Source organism: Phenylobacterium sp. (genome assembly GCF_036821595.1).
Lineage (GTDB): Bacteria > Pseudomonadota > Alphaproteobacteria > Caulobacterales > Caulobacteraceae > Phenylobacterium.
Genome location: NZ_DAISJG010000015.1, coordinates 1 through 18416, shown reverse-complemented (window position 1 = coordinate 18416; position 18416 = coordinate 1). Strand labels below are relative to the sequence as shown.

Below are 18416 nucleotides of genomic sequence, written 5' to 3'. Positions count from 1 at the left end.
TCAGCGGTACGGGTCCGGCTGGGAGAGGTAGCGGCCGACGTATTCGCCGATCCCCTCCTCCAGCGAGGTCATGGGCTTGGGGTAGCCGGCCTGGAACAGCCGGTCCATCTTCGCCTCGGTGAAGTACTGGTACTTGTCGCGGATCGCCGGCGGCATGGGGGTGTAGTCGATCTGGGCGTTCTTGCCGGCCGCGGCGAACACCTGGCGGGCCATCTCCTCGAAGGTCCGCGCCGTGCCGGATCCCAGGTTGTAGATGCCGTTCACCTGCGGGTTCTCGTAGAGCCAGCGGGTCACGTCGGCGGCGTCGCGGACATAGACGAAGTCGCGCTTCTGGCCGCCGTCCGGCACGTCCGGCCGGTAGCTCTTGAAGAGCTGGACCGAATGGCCCTCGCGCACGTGCGGCCAGATCTGCGAGGCCACCGACTTCATGGAGTGCTTGTGCTCCTCGTTCGGCCCGTAGACGTTGAAGAACTTCAGGCCCACCCACTGCGGCGGGGCGTAGTCGCGGGCCGCCTGGCGGGCGGCGAAGATGTCGAACAGGGCCTTGGACCAGCCGTAGGTGTTGAGCGGCCGCAGCCGCGTCAGGCCCTCGTAGCTGTTGTCGTCGTCGAAGCCGTGCTCGCCCGCGCCGTAGGTGGCGGCCGAGGAGGCGTAGACCAGCCGGCGCTGGCGGTCGGCGCACCAGCGGAACAGGTCGCGGGAGAGGGTGAAGTTCGAGTGGACGATCTTGTCGGCGTCCGGCTCGGTGGTGGAGGAGACGGCGGCCATGTGGACGACCATCTCCACGTCGCGCCAGCGCTTCTCCAGCCAGTCGAACATGTCGTCCGGGGCCACGAAGTCGCCGATCGGGTGCTTGGCGATGTTGCGCCACTTGCCGAGCTCGGCCTCGCGCAGGCGGTCGCAGACAACGACGTCGAGGTCGCGGTCCTCGGCGAGCCGGGCCACGATGTTGGAGCCGATGAAGCCGGCTCCGCCGGTGACGAAGACGATGCGGCGGGTCATGCCTGTTCCTTCCGCGTCATGCGGCTGATGGCGGCGGTGGTGGAGTAGCCCTCGACGATCTCCGCCAGCTTCACCTCGCCGCCCCAGGACTTCACGAGGTCGCCGCCGACCACCTGCTCCTCGGAATAGTCGGCGCCCTTGACCAGAACGTCGGGGCGTGCGGCCTCGATGAGCTTCAGCGGCGTGGACTCCTCAAAGGGCACCACGAGGTCGACGCTGCCCAGGCCCGCCAGCACGATGGCCCGGCTCTCCAGGTCGTTGACCGGCCGGCCCTCGCCTTTCAGATCGCGCACCGAGGCGTCGGAGTTCAGGCCGACGATCAGCCGGTCGCACCAGGCCCGCGCCTGGCCGAGGTAGGCCACGTGGCCCTTGTGGAGGATGTCGAAGCAGCCGTTGGTGAAGCCCACGCGCAGCCCCTTGGCGCGCCAGCGGGCGACCTCGTCGGCCATGCGCTGCACGGTCGCCACCTTGGCCTCGGCGGGGGCCAGGTGGGCGGAGATGGCGGCCTCCACCAGCTCCTCGGGGCTGACGGTGGCGGTGCCTACCTTGCCCACGGCCACGCCCGCGGCGAGCTGGGCGAAGGCGATGGCGTCGTCCAGCGGCGCCTCCGCGGCGAGCGCGAGGCCCAGGGCGGCGAGGGTCGTGTCGCCGGCCCCGGAGACGTCGAACACCTCCCGCGAGACGGTCGGGAAGTGCCGGACCGTCTCGCCGCGGACGGCGAGCGAGATGCCCTTGGCGGCGCGGGTCACCAGCACCGCCTTGGCGTCCCAAAGCTCCAGCGCGCGGGCGAGCGCGGCCTCCACCTGGGCGTCCGTGCCGGTGGGCATGTCGGTGGCGTGGGCGAGCTCCAGCGCGTTGGGCTTGATCAGGTCCACGGCGCCGTAGCGGGCGAAGGAGCGGGCCTTGGAATCCACCACCACCTTCGCCTTGCCGGCGCGGGCGGCCTCCAGGCAGGCGGCGATCAGGGCGTCGGTGACCACCCCCTTGCCGTAGTCGGAGAGCAGGATGACGCCCGCACCGTCGATGGCGTCGCGCACGGTGCGGACCAGGCGCTGCTCGCAGTCGCCCTCGACCGGGCGGCTCTCCTCGAGATCCACGCGCAGGAGCTGCTGCTGGCCGGAGACGTAGCGGGTCTTGAGCGTCGTCGGCCGGCCGGGGTCGGTGACCAGATAACCCTCGATGCCGCTTTCCTCGCCCACCAGCCGCATGGCCTCGTGGCCCTCGGCGTCGCCGCCGATCAGGCCGACCAGGGCCACCGAGCCGCCGAGCGCGGCCACGTTGCGCGCCACGTTGCCGGCCGCGCCCAGCATCACCGTCTCGCGCGAGCGGGTGAGCACGGGGATCGGCGCCTCCGGCGAGATGCGGCTCACCTCGCCGTAGACGAAGCGGTCGACCATCACGTCGCCGACGCACACCACGCGCCGGCCGGGCGCGAGGCCCAGGAGGTGCTGCAGGGCGGAAAGGTCCATGGCCTAGCGTGTGCGGCGCGTCGTGCGGCGGGTCAAGCCGCGCGCCTAGCCGGCCACCGCCGCATGGACCGCCTTGAGCGTCGCCAGCAGGTCGCGCGCGCCCGACAGCGGCAGGCAGCTGGGCCCGTCGCAGAGCGCCTTGTCGGGGTCCGGGTGAAACTCCAGGAAGACGCCGTCGGCGCCGGAGGCGACGGCCGCCTTGGCGATCACCGCCACGCCCTCCCGCCGGCCGCCGGTGGAGGCGCCGCCGGTGCGCGGATCGGCGCCGGGAAGCTGGACGGCGTGGGTGGCGTCGATGGTCACGGGCACGCCCAGCTTCTTCATCTCGCCGATGCCCAGCATGTCGACCACGAGGTTGTTGTAGCCGAAGGAATTACCGCGCTCGCACAGGATGGTCAGGTCCGCGCCGCCGGTGGCCTCCTTGACCTTGGAGACGATGTTCTTCGCGTCCCAGGGCGCGAGGAACTGACCCTTCTTGACGTGCAGCCAGCCGCCGGCGGCATGGGTGGCGCGCGCCGCGGCCACCACCAGATCCGTCTGCCGGCAGAGGAAGGCGGGGATCTGCACCAGGTCGGCGACCGCGGCGACCGGACCGGCCTCCTCAGGCGCGTGGATGTCGGTGGCGATCGGCACGTCGAGCTGGCGCTTCACCTCGGCCAGCATCTTCAGGCCCTCGGCCAGGCCCGGCCCGCGGTAGCTGGCGATCGAGGAGCGGTTGGCCTTGTCGTAGCTGGCCTTGAACACATAGGGCAGGCCGAGGTCGGAGGTGACCGCCTTCAGCTCGCGGCCGACCCGCAGGGCGAGGTCCAGGTCTTCCAGCACGTTCAGCCCGGCGATCACCACGAGCGGCTGGCCGTCGCCGATGGCGAGCTTCCAGCGGTCCAGGGTCAGGGCGGCCATGGCGGGTCCTCGCAGGCGATGGATCGGGCTGGCGGCTAAGTGGCGCGGGCTGCGCGGCTTCACAAGCGCCTTTCGCGCATCCGCGGAGCCAGCGCGGCCGTATCAAAGGCGAATCGGCTCTTCCCGGACCTTGGGTGACCGGTGTTATGTTCAACCGAGTTTCCGGGGGAGTGCGTGCCATGAGCGTCGCCCACGAGACGTCACTGACGGCCCTGGCCGCGGATTCGCGGGCCTTCCGCCGGCTGCCCGAGCTGAGGGACGCCCCCGCCCACTTTCGCTTCGCCCTGAGGATCATCGCCCGCAACTGGGGCGTCGGCCGTCTGACCTTCGTGCTGCCCTCGGGACGCGAGCTGCCGCTGGTGGGCCAGGAGACCGGGCCGCACGGCCGGCTGGTGGTGCGCGACTTCCGGTTCATGCGCCGGGTGCTCGCCGCAGGCGACATCGGGTTCGCCGAGGGCTACATCGCGGGGGAGTGGGAGACGCCGGACCTCTCGACCCTGCTCACCGCCTTCTCGCTGAACTTCGACCGGCTGCGGCGCGTGACCCACGGCGGTCCGCTGATGCGGGCGGTGAACCTCGTCCACCATGCGCTGAACCGGAACACGAGGGCCGGCTCGAAGCGGAACATCCACGCCCACTACGACCTGGGAAACGCCTTCTATTCCCGCTGGCTGGACCCGAGCATGACCTACTCCTCGGCGCGCTTCGAGCGGCCGGGACAGCCGCTGGACCAGGCCCAGCGCCACAAGTACCGCACGCTCGCCGAGGGCATGGCGCTGCAGCCCGGCCACCACGTGCTGGAGATCGGCTGCGGCTGGGGCGGCTTCGCCGAGTACGCGGCCCGCGAGGTGGGCGCCCGCGTCACCGGCATCACCATCTCGCGCGAGCAGTTCGACTACGCCCGGCGCAGGATGTTCGAACAGGGCCTCGCCGAGCGGGCCGACATCCGGCTGGTGGACTACCGCGACGTGGACGGCCGGTTCGACCGCGTGGCCTCGATCGAGATGTTCGAGGCGGTGGGCGAGCGCTACTGGCCAGGCTACTTCGGCAAGATCCGCGACTGCCTGACGCCGGGCGGCCGCGCGGGCCTGCAGATCATCACCATCCGCGACGAGCTGTTCGGGGAGTACCGGCGGCGCGCGGACTTCATCCAGAAATACGTCTTCCCCGGCGGCATGCTGCCCTCAGAGGCGCGGCTGAAGGCGGAGACCGACCGGGCGGGGCTCGACTGGCGCGGGATCAGCCGGTTCGGCCAGCACTATGCCGACACGCTGGCGGCCTGGGCGCAGCGCTTCGAGGCGGCCTGGGAAGACATCCACCGGCAGGGCTTCGACGAGCGCTTCCGTCGGCTGTGGCGGTTCTACCTCAGCTACTGCGAGGCGGGATTCCGCACCGGCCAGACCGACGTGGTCCAGCTCAGCCTCGCCCGGACCTGACCTCCCCCTGTTCGCGAGCGCCCGCCGCGCTTAAGTAGCGAGCCATGCAAGTCGCCAGAAGCGTCCTCGACGCCATCGGAAATACCCCCCTCATCCGCCTGAACCGGGCGAGCGAGACCACCGGCTGCGAGATCCTCGCCAAGGCCGAGTTCATGAACCCGGGCCAGTCGGTCAAGGACCGCGCGGCCCTCTACATCATCCGCGACGCGGAGCAGTCCGGGCGGCTGCGTCCCGGCGGCCGGATCGTCGAGGGGACGGCGGGGAACACCGGCATCGGCCTGGCCATGGTCGGCAAGGCGCTGGGCTACAGGTGCACCATCGTCATTCCCCGCACCCAGAGCCAGGAGAAGAAGGACGCCATCCGGCTGTATGGCGCGGAGCTGGTGGAGGTGGACGCCGTCCCCTACGCCAATCCGATGAACTATGTGAAGTATTCCGGCCGGTTGGCGGAGGAACTTGATGCGTCCGAGCCCGGCGGCGCGGTCTGGGCCAATCAGTTCGACAATGTCGCCAACCGGGAGGCGCACCTGCACGGCACCGGCCCGGAGATTTGGGACCAGACGGACGGCAGGGTGGACGCCTTCATCTGCGCCGTGGGCTCGGGCGGGACCCTGGCCGGCGTCGCCCAGGCGCTGCGCGCGAAGAAGCCGGAGGTCGCCATCGGCCTGGCCGATCCGCACGGCGCGGCGCTCTATTCCTACTACACCGACGGCGAGCTGAAGTCGGAGGGCAGCTCGATCAGCGAGGGCATCGGCCAGGGGCGGATCACCGCCAACCTGGAGGGCCTGAAGATCGACCGCGCCTACCGGATCTCCGACGAGGAAATGCTGCTGGCCATCTACGACCTCGTGGAGCACGAGGGCCTGGTGATGGGCGGCTCGACGGGGGTCAATGTGGCGGGCGCGATCCGCATGGCGAAGGACCTCGGACCCGGCCACACCGTGGTGACCGTGCTCTGCGACCACGGCCAACGCTACCAGTCGAAGATCTACAATCCCGCATTCCTGGAGGAGAAGGGGCTTCCCCTCCCCGTCTGGCTCGCATGACCGACCCGCTGGTCTCCACCGCCTGGCTGGCCGAACGCCTGGGCTCGCCGCAGGCGCAGGTGGTGGACGCCACCTGGTTCATGCCGGGCGAAGGGGTCGGCCGCGACAGCTATGCGGCCGGGCACATCCCGGGCGCGGTCTTCTTCGACATCGACGAGATCGCCGACCGGTCCACCGACCTGCCGCACATGCTGCCGCAGCCCGCAGCCTTCGCCGAGGCCGCCGGGCGGCTCGGCCTGCGCCGGGAGGCGACCGTGGTGGTCTATGACGCCCACGGCCTGTTCTCGGCGCCTCGCGTCTGGTGGACGCTGCGCACCATGGGGTTCCCCGAGGTCCGGGTGCTCGACGGCGGGCTGAAGAAGTGGCGCGCCGAGGGCCGCCCGGTGGAGACCGATGCGGCCGCCCCGGCGGTGAGCGAACTGGAGTCGGCGCACGACCCGCGGCTGGTCCGCGACCTGGGCGCGGTGAGGAACCTGCTGGCCCGCCGGGAGGCCCAGCTGGTGGACGCCCGCGCCGCCCCGCGCTTCCGCGGCGAGGCGCCCGAGCCGCGCGCCGGCCTGCGGTCCGGGCACATGCCCGGCGCCTGCAACGTGCCCTGGGGCCAGCTCGTGAACCCGGACGGCACCCTGAAGTCCGCGGCCGAACTCCGCGCCGCCTTCGAGGCGGGCGGGGTCGACCTCGCCCGGCCCATCGTCACCACCTGCGGCTCCGGCGTCTCGGCCGCCCTCCTGGCCCTGGGCCTTGCCCGGCTGGGCCGCGACGACGTGGCGGTCTACGACGGCTCCTGGACCGAGTGGGGCGGCCGGACCGACACCGACGTCGTCACCGGAGCCTGACCCATAGAGATCCGCCTCGCCCACGTCGCCGACCTGAGCGAGCTTCCCCGGGTGGAGCTCTCCGCGGCCCAGTCGTTCCGTGGGCGCGACGTGCCGGAGCGCGTGTTCACCGAGTTCACCCCACCGGAGGCCTGGGCCGGTCGGCAGGCGGCCGGCACCCTGTGGGTGGCCACCGAGGCCGGGCGCATCGAGGCCTTTCTCGGGGCCACGGTCCACGGCGACCGGCTGCATATCGACGAGTTCGCGGTGGCCGAGGGCCACCAGGGCAAGGGCCTGGGCCGGCGGATGCTGGAGCGGGTCGTGGCCTGGGCCCGCGACCGGGGTTTCCGCCGCCTCAGCCTCACCACCTTCCGCGACGTGCCGTTCAACGGCCCGTTCTACGCCTCCGCGGGATTCCGCGTCTGGGACCCGGCCCCGCCGGAGATCGAGGCGCTGCTGGCCGGCGAGGCGGCGCGGGGGCTGAAGGACCGCTGCGCCATGGTCATGGAGCTCTAGGAGCTCAGCGCATCGGCGGGGCGTACATCAGGCCGGGCTTCGGCGCGCTCCACAGCGCGTTCAGGCCCCGGTCGAGGTTGAGGCCGGAGTCGGCGCCCACGTCGCGCCGGAAGATCTCGTGGTAGGCGCCGACCTGCTTGATCACCTGGTAGGCCCAGTCCTCGGAGAGTCCGAGCAGGGGGCCGAGCTCGCCCTCCAGGCCCAGCAGGCGCCGCGCCTGGGGGTCGGTGACCGTCTCGCGCGCCGCCTCCACCGTGCGCGAGGTGAGGCCCAGCTCCTCGGCCAGCACCGTGGCGTGCACCGTCCAGCGCACGATGTCGGTCCAGGTGGGGTCGTTCTGCCTCACCACAGGCCCCAGCGGCTCCTTGGAGATCACATTGGGCAGGATGACGTGGGCGCCGGGATTGCTCATCACCGAGCGCGACGCCGCCAGGGCCGAGATGTCGGCCGTGTAGACGTCGCAGGCCTCGCTCTCGTACAGCCGGCGGGATTCCTCCTCCGACGCCGCCACGATGGGACGGTAGCTCAGCCCCCGGACGCGGAACCATTCCGCGAGGTTGACCTCGCTGGAGGTGCCTGCCTGCACGCAGATCCGCGCGCCGGACAGTTCCTCGGCGCTGGCGATGCCGAGGGTGCGCGGCGCGAGGAAGCCCTGGCCGTCGTAGTAGGTGACCACCGCGAAATCGAGGCCGAGGCCGGCGTCCCGGGCGTAGGTCCAGGAGGTGTTGCGCGAGAGCAGGTCGATCTGGCCCTTCTGCAGGGCGCTGAACCGGTCCTGGGCGGTGATCGGGATGAAGCGGACCTTGCCGGCGTCGCCGAGGGCAGCGGCGGCCACCGCCCGGCAGACGTCGACGTCGAAGCCCCGCCAGACTCCGCGCACGTCGGGGAAGGCGAAGCCCGGCAGGCTCGGATGGACGCCGCAGCGCACATAGCCGCGCCTGCGGACCTCGGCCAGTGTCGGGCTCTCCGCCGGCTTGTAGGTCGCCGCGGCGGTCGCCGCCTTCGGGGCAGGCTGGGGCGGCGCCGGCGGCGGGGCCTCCTGCCGCTCGCAGGCCGCCAGGCAAAGGCTCATGATCGCCGTCGCCGCCAGGCGCCTGTTCATCCCTGCTCCTTGATCGCGGGAACCCGTGAGGCTCTAAGTGCCCCCGGCACTTTCGCCAGCGTCGCATGGGCCCGCAACCCCGCATGGACGAAGAAACCCGACTGATCCGCGCCGGGACCGCGCCGAGGAGCCTCGTCAAGACGGTGGGGCCGCCGATCCAGAAGGGCTCCACCGTCCTGCTGCCCAACGCCGAGGCGCTGTACGACGACGACCACCACGTGACCTACGGACGGCAGGGCCTGGCCGCCCAGGGGGCGCTGCAGGATGCGCTGGCGACCCTGGAGGGCGCGGTCGGCGTCTCCCTCTACCCTTCCGGGCTCGCGGCCCTCGCGGGCGCCCTGCTGGCGGTGCTGAAGGCCGGCGACCAGGTGCTGGTCTCCGACGCCATCTACAAGCCGACGCGGCGGTTCTGCGACCATGTCCTGAAGCGGTTCGGGATCTCGACGACCTACTTCGACCCGGAAGCCGAGGCCGAGCCCCTGGTCGCCGGGGCCTCGGACGCCGTACGGCTGATCCTGATGGAGAGCCCGGGTTCGCTGACCTTCGAGATGCAGGACCAGGCGGCGGTGGCGCGGCTGGCGCGCGACCGCGGCATCCTCACCGCGACCGACAACACCTGGGCCGCGGGCTACCTCTACCGGCCGCTGGAGCACGGGATCGACATCTCCATCCAGGCGCTGACCAAGTACGTCGGCGGCCATTCCGACGTGTTCATGGGCTCGGCGGCGGCGCGGGACCCCGAGCTGGTGCGCAGGCTGGACGACGGGGTGCTGCACCTCGGCTGGGCGGTCAGCCAGGAGGACGCCTACCAGATGCTGCGGGGCCTGCGGACCCTGCCCACGCGGCTGGCGCGCCACGGCGAGAGCGCGCTCAGGATCGCCCACTGGCTGAAGGCGCGGCCCGAGGTGGCGGAGGTCTACCACCCGGCCCTGCCCGGCGCGCCCGGCCACGAGCTCTTCGCCCGGGACTATTCGGGCGGCTGCGGCCTCTTCGCCTTCGCCCTGAAGCCTGCGCCGGAGGAGGCGGTCAACGGCTTCCTGGACGCCCTGACCCTGTTCGGGCTCGGCTTCTCCTGGGGCGGGTTCGAGAGCCTGGCGATCTCCTGTGAGCCGCAGCTGAAGACCCGGAAGTTCCGGCGCGACTACGGCGGGCCGCTGATCCGGCTGCACGTGGGCCTGGAGAGCCCCGACGACCTGATCGCCGACCTGGCCCAGGGGCTGGCCGCCTACGAAAGGCTCGCCGGCTAGGAACCCCCCGGGCTCCCGGGAATTGCCCCGCCGAACCCACCACATGAGGGACCAGGCGATGAGCACTTCCGACATGGGCCGCTTCGAGGCCGAAGGCGAACGCACCGCCCAGGCCGAGCGCGAGATCCAGGCGCCGCTGGACGCCAAGCACGAACAACGCTCGTTCGAGTCCGGCGAGGACGACAAGCCGATGCAGGCCGGCGCGCGGGAATACCCCGCGCCGCCGATGCCGAAGCAGCACCTGCAGAAGCCGGGCCTCGAGGCCGACCTCGAGCTGAAGCCGATGTGGGACGCGCCCTACTGGGAGGGCTCCGGCAAGCTGAAGGACAAGGTGGCGCTGATCACCGGCGGCGACTCCGGGATCGGCCGGGCCGTGGCCGTGCTGTTCGCCCGGGAGGGCGCGGACGTGGCCATCGCCTACCTCGACGAGGACGAGGACGCCGAGATCACCCGCCAGGCCGTGGAGAAGGAGGGTCGCCGCGCCATCCTGCTGCCCGGCGACGTGGCCGACCCGGCTTACGCCGAGACCGCGGTGCAGAAGACGGTCCAGGAGCTCGGCCGGCTCGACATCCTGGTCAACAACGCCGCGTTCCAGGAGCACGCCCACGACATCGCCGACCTGACGCTGGAGCACTTCGACCGGACGCTGAAGACCAACCTCTACGGCTACTTCCTGATGGCCCAGGCGGCGATCCCGCACATGAAGCCGGGCTCGGCGATCGTGAACTGCGGTTCGGAGACGGCGCTCAAGGGCTCGAAGAACCTGCTCGACTATTCGATGACCAAGGGCGGCATCCACGCCTTCACCCGCTCCCTGGCCGGCAGCCTGATCCCGAAGGGCATCCGGGTGAACTGCGTGGCCCCCGGCCCCGTCTGGACCCCGCTGAACCCGGCCGACAAGGTCGAGGACGAGATCGAGAGCTTCGGCGGATCGGTCCCGATGAAGCGGCCCGCCCAGCCGGAGGAGATCGCCCCGGCCTTCGTCTTCCTCGCCTCGCCGCAGATGTCGAGCTACATCACCGGCGAAATCCTGCCGGTGATCGGCGGGTACTAGGGGCCAGGCCCCACGAGGGGCTCACGTGCGCGACGACGACTGGCTGGCGGACTTCATGGCGGCGGAGGGCCTGCCCGAGGACTTCCGCGCCACCTTCGAATGGGTCTGCCGGCCGCTCGCCGACCGGGCGGCGCGCCTGCGCCAGGTGCGGCGGCGCACGGCCACGCTCGGCCTCTGCGGCGCGCAGGGGTCCGGCAAGTCGACCATCGCCGCCGCCACGGCGCGTCTGCTGGAGGCGCGCGGGCTGACCGCGGTGGCCCTGTCGCTGGACGACTTCTACCTGCCGCTGGGCGTCCGCCAGCAGCTCGCCAGGGAGATCCACCCCCTGCTCGCGGTGCGCGGCCCGCCGGGAACGCACGACGTGCGCCTGGCCGGGGCGACGCTCGACCAGCTGCGGGCCAAGGGCCGGGTCACCCTGCCCCGCTTCGACAAGGCCGCGGACACCCGCACGCCGCGCGGGACGTGGACGACGCTGGCCACCCCGGTGGACGTGGTGATCTTCGAGGGCTGGTGCGTCGGGGCCCGGGCCCAGGGGCTGGCGGCTCTGGCGACGCCGGTCAACGACCTGGAACGCGAGGAGGACCCGGACGGCCGCTGGCGGACCTGGGTCAACGAGCAGCTCGACGGCCCCTACCAGGAGCTGTTCGCCCGCCTGAACAGCCTGGCCTTCCTGAAGGCGCCGAGCTTCGAGGTGGTGGCGGGGTGGCGGGCGGAGCAGGAGCGCAAGCTGCGCGAACGGACCGGCCAGGGCATGGCCGAGACCGAGATCGCCGGCTTCGTCGCGCACTATGAACGCCTGACCCGCTGGATGCTCGCCGAAATGCCCGAGCGCGCCGACTGGACCGTCGAGCTCGACGCGGAGCGCCGGCCCGTCGGCGAACGCTAGGCGCCTCGCGCCCGGCGCGGCCATGTCGTAGAACCCGCAGCCTCGCGACGGACGGACCGCACATGAGAACCGATCGGCCCCGGGTGGTCTTCGCCTACGACTTCGACGGCACGCTGGCGCCGGGGTTCATGCAGAACCACGCCTTCATCCCGGACGAGCTGGCCATGGACCGGGCCGAGTTCTGGGCCGAGGTCGACGCGCTCGCCAAGGCTCAGCGCGGCGACACCATTCTCGCCTACATGCACATGATGCTCGCCAAGGCCCGGGAGAAGGGGCTGGAGCTGTCGCTGGAGAGCTGGCGCCGGCGCGGCGCGACCCTGAGGCTGTTTCCCGGCGTGGAGGACTGGTTCGAGCGCCAGAACCGGCGCGCCGCCGACATGGGGCTCGACCTGCACCACTTCATCATCTCGTCGGGCAACCGCGAGCTGATCGAGGGCTCGCCGATCGCCCGCCACTTCGAGCGCATCTACGCCTCGGCCTTCATGTTCGACGAGAACGAGGAGGCGATCGGGGTGGCGCTGGGCGTCAACTACACCTCCAAGACCCAGTACCTCTTCCGGATCAACAAGTGGACGCTGGAGGAGTGGGACAACTACGCGATCAACCGCGCCCAGGAGAAGGACGAGCGGCCGGTGCCGTTCGACCGGATCGTGTTCTTCGGCGACGGCTTCACGGACGTCCCCACCATGCGGCTGGTGACCGACCAGGGCGGCTATGCGGTGGCGGTCTACGAGGACGGCAACCCGTTCACGGAGAAGGCCGCCGTGGACCTGCGCAAGGACGGCCGGGCGCACCTGGCGGGCCCCGGCGACTACCGCGAAGGCGCGCCGCTCGACCAGCTGGCGGCCACGATCCTGGCGGAGATCGCCGCCCGCACCCGGCTGCACGACCTGACCCGCTGGCCCGACGCCGAGACCCAGCCGAAGCTGCCGCTGTAGGTCAGGCCGGAGGCGTCACGCCCAGGCTCGGATCGGGTGCCCCCGCGAGCCCCAGAAGACGAACCAGCGGCCGGCGGCCTCCACGATCTTCAATTGCTCGTCGAGCGGCGTCGGCTCCGTTCGCTTGCCGCCCAGAAACCCGAGAAGACCACGCTTCGGCGCCGCACGCGGCCCCGACGATCTCGCCGCCTCCGCCGCCGCCAACAGCTCCTGCCCATAGGCGACGGCCTGCTCGGGCAGCTTGTGCTCCCACGCGCGGTTGATGAGAACCTGATCGAGCACTGAGGTGCAGAGCGACAGGAAGGATCCACGGAAGCTGGTCTCGTCGACGCCGTCGTACTGCCCGCCATGCGTGTAGTCGGGAACTCCGTCGCTCTTCACGAGGGGAAGCGCGTAATAGCCGCGATACTCCGTCAGCACGCTCGCGATCTCCTCGGGGGTGCGCGCCTCGAGTTTCTCGATGATCCAGGCATCGGCGGCGGGGTCCTCTCCCACCCGGGGCGCCCCCAGACGCTCGTAGGCTGGCGTGCTGATCTGCGGGAAGTGCTCGGTCTCGGCGTCGCTAAGCTGCTCGTCCGCGAGGTAACGCTCCATGATGCGGCGCCACTCGGCCTCGTGACCCGGCCGCGCACACCCCTCGACGAGAAGATCCAGCCCCATGTCCGCCGCACCATGTTCAGAACAAAAGAGAAACACGAAGGAAGGCGTTTGGCCAGACGCCATCGTTCCGGGGCAGTCCTGCCCTGGCGCGCCCGGCAGGACTCGAACCTGCAACCGTCCGCTTAGAAGGCGGATGCTCTATCCGGTTGAGCTACGGGCGCCCGGGACGGGCCGGATCAGTGCGTCCAGGGGATCTTGCGGCCGAAGGCGAAGTTGTCGGCGTAGGCCTTGATGATCTTCTTGGCCGGCTTGGGGTCGATCAGCTGGAAGGCGATGCCGTGCGCATCCGCATAGCGGACCGCGTCCTCCTTGGTCTCGAAGGTCAGCCGCACCTGGCTGGAGACGGTGTCGCGGGTCTGGGTCCAGCCCATCAGAGGATCGGGTCTGCGCGCGGCGCTAGGCTCGAACTCCAGCACCCAGTCCTGGGTCTTCTGCTTGCCCGACTGCATGGCGGTCTTGGACGGGCGGAAGATGCGCGCGAGCATGGACGGTCCTCAAACTCCTCAAGCCGACGTGGTCGGGGCGGTGTGATTCGAACACACGACCCTCTGCTCCCAAAGCAGATGCGCTACCAGGCTGCGCTACGCCCCGGAAACGCCGGCGGACCTGCAATATGGGCGTTTTCCGCTTTCCGCAAACGGAACGCGGCCGATCAGTGGCCCATGAGCTTGAAGACGCCCGAGCAGCGGACCACGTCGGTCCCGCCCACATAGGCCCGCCCCTCGGCGAAGGCGACGTCGCGGGTGGCGCGGGTGAGCCTGGCCTCGCCGATGATCCAGTCGCCGGCCCGGGCCATGTGCAGGAAGTCGATGGACAGGTGGATGGTCACCGCCCGCCGGCGCGCCCCGCGCCAGACCGCGCCGGCCAGCACCCCGTCCATGAAGGCCGACAGCATGCCGCCATGGACGATGCCCACGCCGTTGGTGTGGCGCTTCAGGGCATAGAAGGCCTGGGCCACCCCCTCTTCGCCGCCGGGGCGGTGGAAATAGGGGCCGTTGTGGGTGGAGAAGGCGCCCCGGCCCTCGGCCAGGACGAAGCCCTCGGGCGGGTCCGGGACCCGTTCGTCCTCCTCAGCCACCGGCGAAGATCCGATGGACCACCTTGTCGCCCGGCAGGATGCCAAGCTGGGCCGCGCGGCCGCCGGGGATCTCCAGCACCGCGCGCGCCGGGCCGTTGGAGGGCAGCGGCGTCTCGTCCAGGGGCCGGGCGTTGCGGACGATCGAGAGCACCGTCCCGTCGGCGCGGATGTAGAGGATGTCGAGCGGGATGAGCGTGTTGCGCATCCAGAAGGCCAGGTGCTGCGGCTTGTGGAAGTCGAACAGCATGCCGCGGTCGGGGGCCATGGTCCGGCGGCACATCATGCCGTACTGCCGCTCGCGCTCGCTGTCGGCGTACTCCACCTGGAAGCTGGCGCGGCCCTTCTGGGTGACCACCTGCAGCGGCTGCAGCGGCCGGATCTCGGGCTGGCCCTGGCACTTGCCGGGATCCTGCCGCGGGATGTCCTGGGCGTAGGCCGCGGGCGAGAGCGCGAGGACGGCGGCGAGCGCGAGGAGGCCGCGCCGGCCGGGCTGGAAGGTGGACAAGACGGGACTCCGAGGCTTTCGCGTCAGCCTAGAGTGGTTTCGATCTCGGCGACAACAAGGCCCTTCGGCCCCTCGGCGAAGCGGACCATGACGTCGTCACCCGGCTGGAGGTCCTCCATCCCCGAGCGCCGCAGCGTCTCGATGTGGATGAAGATGTCGCCGGGCTCGGTGTCGCGAACGACGAAGCCGTAGCCCTTGGTGCGGTTGAACCACTTCACCTTGGCGCGTTCCAGCGGGCCCGAGGCCTGCACCGGCCGGCGCGGGGCGCGGCCGACGAAGCCGCCGGAGCCGAAACCGTCGGGCCGCTCGCGGCGGAAGCCGTCGTCACGGGTTCGGCGCTCGCTGGGCGGCGGGGCGCAGCTCTCGTCGATCTCGACGACCTCGGCGACCTGCCAGCCCTTGGGCCGGCGGACGACGTCGCAGGTGATGGCGGACCCCTCGAGGGCGTTGTCGCGGCCGGAGTTCCGCAGCGAGGTCACGTGCAGCAGCACGTCCTTCAGGTCGGTCTGGCTGGGATCGTCGGGGACGATGAAGCCATACCCCTTGCCCGCGTCGAACCACTTGACGCGTCCGGTGATCCGCACGGCCACAGCCTGCGCGTCCACCTGCTCGAATTCGAAACCAGCCATCTCGCCCCTCGGCCCCGGTACCCCCCATCCACACGGATTGGAGCCAACTATAACACTGTTCGCCTAATGCGTGCGGCGTCAACGGGGATTTTAAGCGTGGCGACGGGCCCGGAGCGGAACGGGTGCTCAATACGGGGGAGACGCGATGGCAGTCCCTAGGGGAGTCGAACCCCTCTTTTCAGGTTGAAAACCTGACGTCCTAACCGATAGACGAAGGGACCGCGGTCGCGAGGCGGGCTCTATATAAGCCTTCAGACGGGGGTGCAAGACCCTCCGCTAAACATCAGGCGCGACGGGGATCGGCGACATCCTCGATCTCCAGCTGGACGCCCTCGCGGCCCTGCCAATCGTCCGGCTTCAGACGACCCACGACATGGACCGCCCCGCCCTCGGCGAGCAACCGGCGGCCGGTCTCGGTGTCCTCCACGCGCCAGGCGATGGCCTTCAGCTTGCCGCCGGAGCCGTCGGCGAGGGTGCAGCGGACGTGGCCGCCGCGCAGGGCCATCGGCCGCTCGACGCGCACGTCGGCGGCGGCGAACACCGGCTCGGGATTGCCGGGGCCGAAGGGCGCCAGGCGCTGGAAGTCCTGCCACATGGCGCGGCTGCAGCCCTGGGTGGTGACCAGCGCGTCCACATCCAGGCAATCCTCGGCCGCGGCGGCTTCCGATTCGGCGGCCAGGCGCTCGTTCAGGAAGGCGCGCAGCTCGGGAATCGAATCGGGGCGGACGGACAGGCCCGCGGCCATGGCGTGGCCGCCGCCGGCCAGCAGCAGGCCCTCGTCGAAAGCCGCCTGGACGGCGCGGCCGAGGTTCACCCCCGGCTGCGAGCGGCCGGATCCCTTGCCGACGTTGGCGGCGCGGTCGATGCCGACGACGACCACGGGCTTGCGGTAGCGTTCGCGCAGGCGGCCGGCGGCGATGCCGATGACGCCCGGATGCCAGCCGTCGGCGGCGACCAGCAGGCAGGGCTGGTCGGGCTGGTTCATCTCGCGCTCGATGACGGCCACGGCGGCCTCGACCACCTCGCGCTCCACCTCCTTGCGCGAGGCGTTGAGGGCGTCGAGCTCCTCGGCCAGCGCCCTCGCCTCCTCTGGATCGTCGGTGGAGAGCAGGCGCGCGCCGAGGTCGGCCCGGCCGATCCGGCCGCCGGCGTTGATCCTCGGGCCCAGGATGAAGCCCACGTGGAAGACGCTGGCCGGGCCTTCGCTCTTGGCCACGTCGAGCAGGGCCTTGAGGCCGAGGTTGCGCCAGGCGCTCATCACCTTCAGGCCCTGGGCGGCGAGCGCGCGGTTGAAGCCTGTGAGCTGGGTAACGTCGCAGATCGCGCCCATGGCGGCGAGGTCGAGCCACTGGCGCAGGTCCGGCTCCAGCCGGTCGCCGAACAGGCCGCGGCGGCGGGCCTCGCGGTTCAGGGCCGCCAGGAGGACGAAGGTGACGCCGGCGGCGGCCAGGTGACCCTGGCCCGAGACGCAGTCGGGACGGTTGGGGTTCACGAGCGCCGCGACCTTCGGGATCTCGTCGCCGCGCATCAGGTGGTGGTCGATGACCACGACCTCCAGGCCGATCTCGGCGGCGCAGGCGAGGGCGTCGTGGGCGGCGGCGCCGCAGTCCACGGTGACGACCAGCTCGGCGCCCTCGTCGCGCAGGCGACGGAAGGCGGCAGGCGACGGGCCGTAGCCTTCGGTGATGCGATCCGGGACGTAGATGGGAAGTTCATGGCCCAAGGCCCTGAACCACCTCACCAATTGGGCGGCGGAAGAAGCCCCGTCCACGTCGTAGTCGGCGAACACGACCATGGGCCGCCGTCGTTCGAGCGCGTCCACCAGGACCTCGGCGGCGCGGTCCATGTCCTGGAAGCCGGAGGGGTCGGGGAAGAGCGCCTTGAGGGTCGGGTTGAGGTAGATCTGGCCCTGGTCGTCGCCGACGCCGCGGGCGGCCAGCGCCCGGGCCAGGGGCTCGCTCAAGCCCAGCGAAAGCTGGTGGCGGCGGGTCAGGTCCGGGCAGGCCGGCCGCTCGCGCCACCGCCGGCCCGAGAGCGAGCGGTCGACGCCGAGGTAGCCGATCGAGACGCCGCCGTCCGCCAATGCCAGTCTCCTGCCCGCTCCGAACGGCCACTATCGGCCGCCGGGGCGTGAGTCGCCACCCGACCGGTAGCCGCAGCCGGCGTCAGAATCGGACGCCGCCTCAGATCGGGCGCTTCATCCGGACCTCGCGCACCGTGCGGGTGGCGGAGTTCATGACCAGGGTGTGGGTGTGGACGAAGCCGCCCTCGAACTTCACGCCGTCCAGCAGGGCGCCCTTGGTGACCCCAGTGGCGGCGAAGATGGCGTCGGCGCGGACCATCTCGTGCAGGTCGTACGTCTTGTCGAGGTCGGTGATCCCGGCGCGGGCGGCGCGGGCGCGCTCGTCGGCGTTGCGGAACATCAGCCGGCCCTGGAACTGGCCGCCGACGCACTTCAGGGCGGCGCAGGCCAGCACGCCCTCCGGCGCGCCGCCGGAGCCCAGGTAGAGGTCGATGCCGGTCGTGGGATCGGCGGTGTTGATGACGCCGGCGATGTCGCCGTCGCCGATCAGGTAGACGCGCGCGCCGACCTCCCGGAGGCTGCCGATGATCTCGGCATGGCGCGGCCGGTCGAGCACGCAGACGGTGATCTCGGCGGGCTCGACGCCCTTGGCCCTGGCGAGCGCGCGGACGTTGTCGGCGGGGCTGGCGTCGAGGTCGATGATCCCCGCCGGATAGCCCGGCCCGCAGGCGATCTTGTCCATGTAGGTGTCGGGGGCGTGGAGCATCGTGCCCTTGGGCGCCCAGGCCATCACCGCCAGGGCGTTGGCCATGGCCTTGGCGGTGAGCGTGGTGCCCTCCAGCGGGTCGAGGGCGATGTCGATCTTGACCTTGCCGCCCCTGCCGACCTTCTCGCCGATGTAGAGCATCGGCGCCTCGTCGCGCTCGCCTTCGCCGATGACGATCTCGCCGTCGAGGGCCAGATCGTTGAGCGCGGTGCGCATGGCGTCGACCGCGGCCTGGTCGGCGGCGATCTCATCGCCCCGGCCGGCCTGACCCCAGGCGGCGATCGCCGCGGCCTCGGTGACCCGGACGGCGTCGAGCACGAGCCCGCGGTCCAGAACTTCGGAAC

Annotated in this window: 19 protein-coding genes and 3 tRNA genes; 8 read left to right on the top strand and 14 right to left on the bottom strand. The window is 71.2% G+C overall.

The annotated features are described in order from the left end of the window. From rfaD to kdsA, 3 genes are read right to left on the bottom strand one after another with little or no spacing between them, the layout of a single operon-like run. Complete coding sequence (gene rfaD / locus V7Z97_RS09670) at positions 1-1002, bottom strand: ADP-glyceromanno-heptose 6-epimerase (protein ID WP_334163088.1); 1002 nt, start codon at positions 1000-1002, stop codon at positions 1-3. Next, positions 999-2471, bottom strand: coding sequence for a D-glycero-beta-D-manno-heptose 1-phosphate adenylyltransferase (gene rfaE2, locus V7Z97_RS09665; RefSeq protein WP_334163087.1), 1473 nt, complete (start codon positions 2469-2471; stop codon positions 999-1001). Before rfaE2 ends, rfaD begins: the two co-directional genes overlap by 4 nt. Before the next feature lie 45 nt (positions 2472-2516). After that, positions 2517-3371, bottom strand: coding sequence for a 3-deoxy-8-phosphooctulonate synthase (gene kdsA / locus V7Z97_RS09660; RefSeq protein ID WP_334163086.1), 855 nt, complete (start codon positions 3369-3371; stop codon positions 2517-2519). Between the two features lie 179 nt (positions 3372-3550). Here kdsA and V7Z97_RS09655 point away from each other — a divergent pair, with 179 nt between their 5' ends. The 4 genes from V7Z97_RS09655 to V7Z97_RS09640 are packed head-to-tail and all read left to right on the top strand — an operon-like array spanning position 3551 to position 7184. Further along, a complete protein-coding gene (locus tag V7Z97_RS09655) occupies positions 3551-4807 on the top strand; it encodes a cyclopropane-fatty-acyl-phospholipid synthase family protein (protein WP_334163084.1) in 1257 nt (418 codons plus the stop codon). 44 nt (positions 4808-4851) lie between these two features. Continuing rightward, complete coding sequence (locus V7Z97_RS09650) at positions 4852-5853, top strand: cysteine synthase A (protein ID WP_334163082.1); 1002 nt, start codon at positions 4852-4854, stop codon at positions 5851-5853. Further along, complete coding sequence (gene sseA, locus V7Z97_RS09645; protein WP_334163081.1) at positions 5850-6689, top strand: 3-mercaptopyruvate sulfurtransferase; 840 nt, start codon at positions 5850-5852, stop codon at positions 6687-6689. The genes V7Z97_RS09650 and sseA overlap by 4 nt, the downstream gene beginning before the upstream one ends. Before the next feature lie 51 nt (positions 6690-6740). Then, positions 6741-7184: a GNAT family N-acetyltransferase gene (locus tag V7Z97_RS09640; protein ID WP_334163079.1), complete on the top strand. Its 444-nt coding sequence runs from the start codon at positions 6741-6743 to the stop codon at positions 7182-7184. Between the two features lie 4 nt (positions 7185-7188). Here the strand turns inward: V7Z97_RS09640 and V7Z97_RS09635 are convergent, their stop codons facing one another. Next, a complete protein-coding gene (locus tag V7Z97_RS09635; RefSeq protein ID WP_334163077.1) occupies positions 7189-8286 on the bottom strand; it encodes an amino acid ABC transporter substrate-binding protein in 1098 nt (365 codons plus the stop codon). A gap of 83 nt (positions 8287-8369) precedes the next feature. On the opposite strand from V7Z97_RS09635, the gene metC reads away from it, so the two are divergent. The 4 genes from metC to V7Z97_RS09615 all read left to right on the top strand — a co-directional run bounded on the left by metC (position 8370) and on the right by V7Z97_RS09615 (position 12411). After that, on the top strand, positions 8370-9533 hold the full coding sequence (gene metC / locus V7Z97_RS09630) for a cystathionine beta-lyase (protein WP_334163076.1): 1164 nt from the start codon (positions 8370-8372) through the stop codon (positions 9531-9533). A 58-nt stretch (positions 9534-9591) separates the two neighbouring features. After that, positions 9592-10587 carry an SDR family oxidoreductase gene (locus V7Z97_RS09625; protein ID WP_334163075.1) on the top strand — a complete coding sequence of 332 codons (996 nt, stop codon included), beginning with the start codon at positions 9592-9594 and terminating at the stop codon, positions 10585-10587. A 25-nt stretch (positions 10588-10612) separates the two neighbouring features. Beyond that, the gene (locus tag V7Z97_RS09620; RefSeq protein ID WP_334163073.1) at positions 10613-11473 is read left to right on the top strand and encodes a kinase; all 861 of its coding nucleotides are present in this window, start codon (positions 10613-10615) and stop codon (positions 11471-11473) included. Positions 11474-11535: 62 nt separating this feature from the next. Continuing rightward, positions 11536-12411, top strand: coding sequence for an HAD family hydrolase (locus tag V7Z97_RS09615; RefSeq protein WP_334163071.1), 876 nt, complete (start codon positions 11536-11538; stop codon positions 12409-12411). Between the two features lie 15 nt (positions 12412-12426). On the opposite strand, the gene V7Z97_RS09610 is transcribed toward V7Z97_RS09615, so the two are convergent. The 10 genes from V7Z97_RS09610 to glpX form a co-directional block, all read right to left on the bottom strand. Further along, complete coding sequence (locus V7Z97_RS09610; protein WP_334163069.1) at positions 12427-13071, bottom strand: hypothetical protein; 645 nt, start codon at positions 13069-13071, stop codon at positions 12427-12429. A gap of 84 nt (positions 13072-13155) precedes the next feature. Further along, positions 13156-13232: transfer RNA gene (locus V7Z97_RS09605), tRNA-Arg, on the bottom strand. Positions 13233-13247: 15 nt separating this feature from the next. After that, positions 13248-13556: an ETC complex I subunit gene (locus V7Z97_RS09600; protein WP_334163068.1), complete on the bottom strand. Its 309-nt coding sequence runs from the start codon at positions 13554-13556 to the stop codon at positions 13248-13250. Positions 13557-13585: 29 nt separating this feature from the next. After that, positions 13586-13662: transfer RNA gene (locus tag V7Z97_RS09595), tRNA-Pro, on the bottom strand. A gap of 61 nt (positions 13663-13723) precedes the next feature. After that, complete coding sequence (locus tag V7Z97_RS09590; RefSeq protein WP_334163066.1) at positions 13724-14149, bottom strand: PaaI family thioesterase; 426 nt, start codon at positions 14147-14149, stop codon at positions 13724-13726. Then, complete coding sequence (locus V7Z97_RS09585; protein ID WP_334163064.1) at positions 14142-14654, bottom strand: DUF192 domain-containing protein; 513 nt, start codon at positions 14652-14654, stop codon at positions 14142-14144. The genes V7Z97_RS09590 and V7Z97_RS09585 overlap by 8 nt, the downstream gene beginning before the upstream one ends. A gap of 23 nt (positions 14655-14677) precedes the next feature. Beyond that, entirely contained in the window at positions 14678-15283 is a 606-nt protein-coding gene (locus V7Z97_RS09580) for a cold-shock protein (protein WP_334163062.1), read from the bottom strand. 146 nt (positions 15284-15429) lie between these two features. Continuing rightward, positions 15430-15504, bottom strand: a tRNA-Glu gene (locus tag V7Z97_RS09575). 62 nt (positions 15505-15566) lie between these two features. Further along, positions 15567-17366, bottom strand: a complete 1800-nt coding sequence (gene recJ / locus V7Z97_RS09570) for a single-stranded-DNA-specific exonuclease RecJ (protein ID WP_334163061.1) — start codon at positions 17364-17366, stop codon at positions 15567-15569. Between the two features lie 100 nt (positions 17367-17466). Then, the coding region (gene glpX, locus V7Z97_RS09565; protein ID WP_442958024.1) for a class II fructose-bisphosphatase at positions 17467-18416 on the bottom strand (950 nt) is incomplete at its 5' end.

What these genes read in the sequence shown, in the direction of transcription:
- V7Z97_RS09635 (WP_334163077.1), bottom strand. Translation starts at nt 8,286, where the DNA reads ATGAACAGGCGCCTGGCGGCGACGGCGATCATGAGCCTTTGCCTGGCG.
- V7Z97_RS09615 (WP_334163071.1), top strand. Translation starts at nt 11,536, where the DNA reads ATGAGAACCGATCGGCCCCGGGTGGTCTTCGCCTACGACTTCGACGGC.
- rfaD (WP_334163088.1), bottom strand. Translation starts at nt 1,002, where the DNA reads ATGACCCGCCGCATCGTCTTCGTCACCGGCGGAGCCGGCTTCATCGGC.
- V7Z97_RS09650 (WP_334163082.1), top strand. Translation starts at nt 4,852, where the DNA reads ATGCAAGTCGCCAGAAGCGTCCTCGACGCCATCGGAAATACCCCCCTC.
- V7Z97_RS09580 (WP_334163062.1), bottom strand. Translation starts at nt 15,283, where the DNA reads ATGGCTGGTTTCGAATTCGAGCAGGTGGACGCGCAGGCTGTGGCCGTG.
- metC (WP_334163076.1), top strand. Translation starts at nt 8,370, where the DNA reads ATGGACGAAGAAACCCGACTGATCCGCGCCGGGACCGCGCCGAGGAGC.
- rfaE2 (WP_334163087.1), bottom strand. Translation starts at nt 2,471, where the DNA reads ATGGACCTTTCCGCCCTGCAGCACCTCCTGGGCCTCGCGCCCGGCCGG.
- kdsA (WP_334163086.1), bottom strand. Translation starts at nt 3,371, where the DNA reads ATGGCCGCCCTGACCCTGGACCGCTGGAAGCTCGCCATCGGCGACGGC.
- sseA (WP_334163081.1), top strand. Translation starts at nt 5,850, where the DNA reads ATGACCGACCCGCTGGTCTCCACCGCCTGGCTGGCCGAACGCCTGGGC.
- V7Z97_RS09600 (WP_334163068.1), bottom strand. Translation starts at nt 13,556, where the DNA reads ATGCTCGCGCGCATCTTCCGCCCGTCCAAGACCGCCATGCAGTCGGGC.
- V7Z97_RS09610 (WP_334163069.1), bottom strand. Translation starts at nt 13,071, where the DNA reads ATGGGGCTGGATCTTCTCGTCGAGGGGTGTGCGCGGCCGGGTCACGAG.
- V7Z97_RS09625 (WP_334163075.1), top strand. Translation starts at nt 9,592, where the DNA reads ATGAGCACTTCCGACATGGGCCGCTTCGAGGCCGAAGGCGAACGCACC.
- V7Z97_RS09655 (WP_334163084.1), top strand. Translation starts at nt 3,551, where the DNA reads ATGAGCGTCGCCCACGAGACGTCACTGACGGCCCTGGCCGCGGATTCG.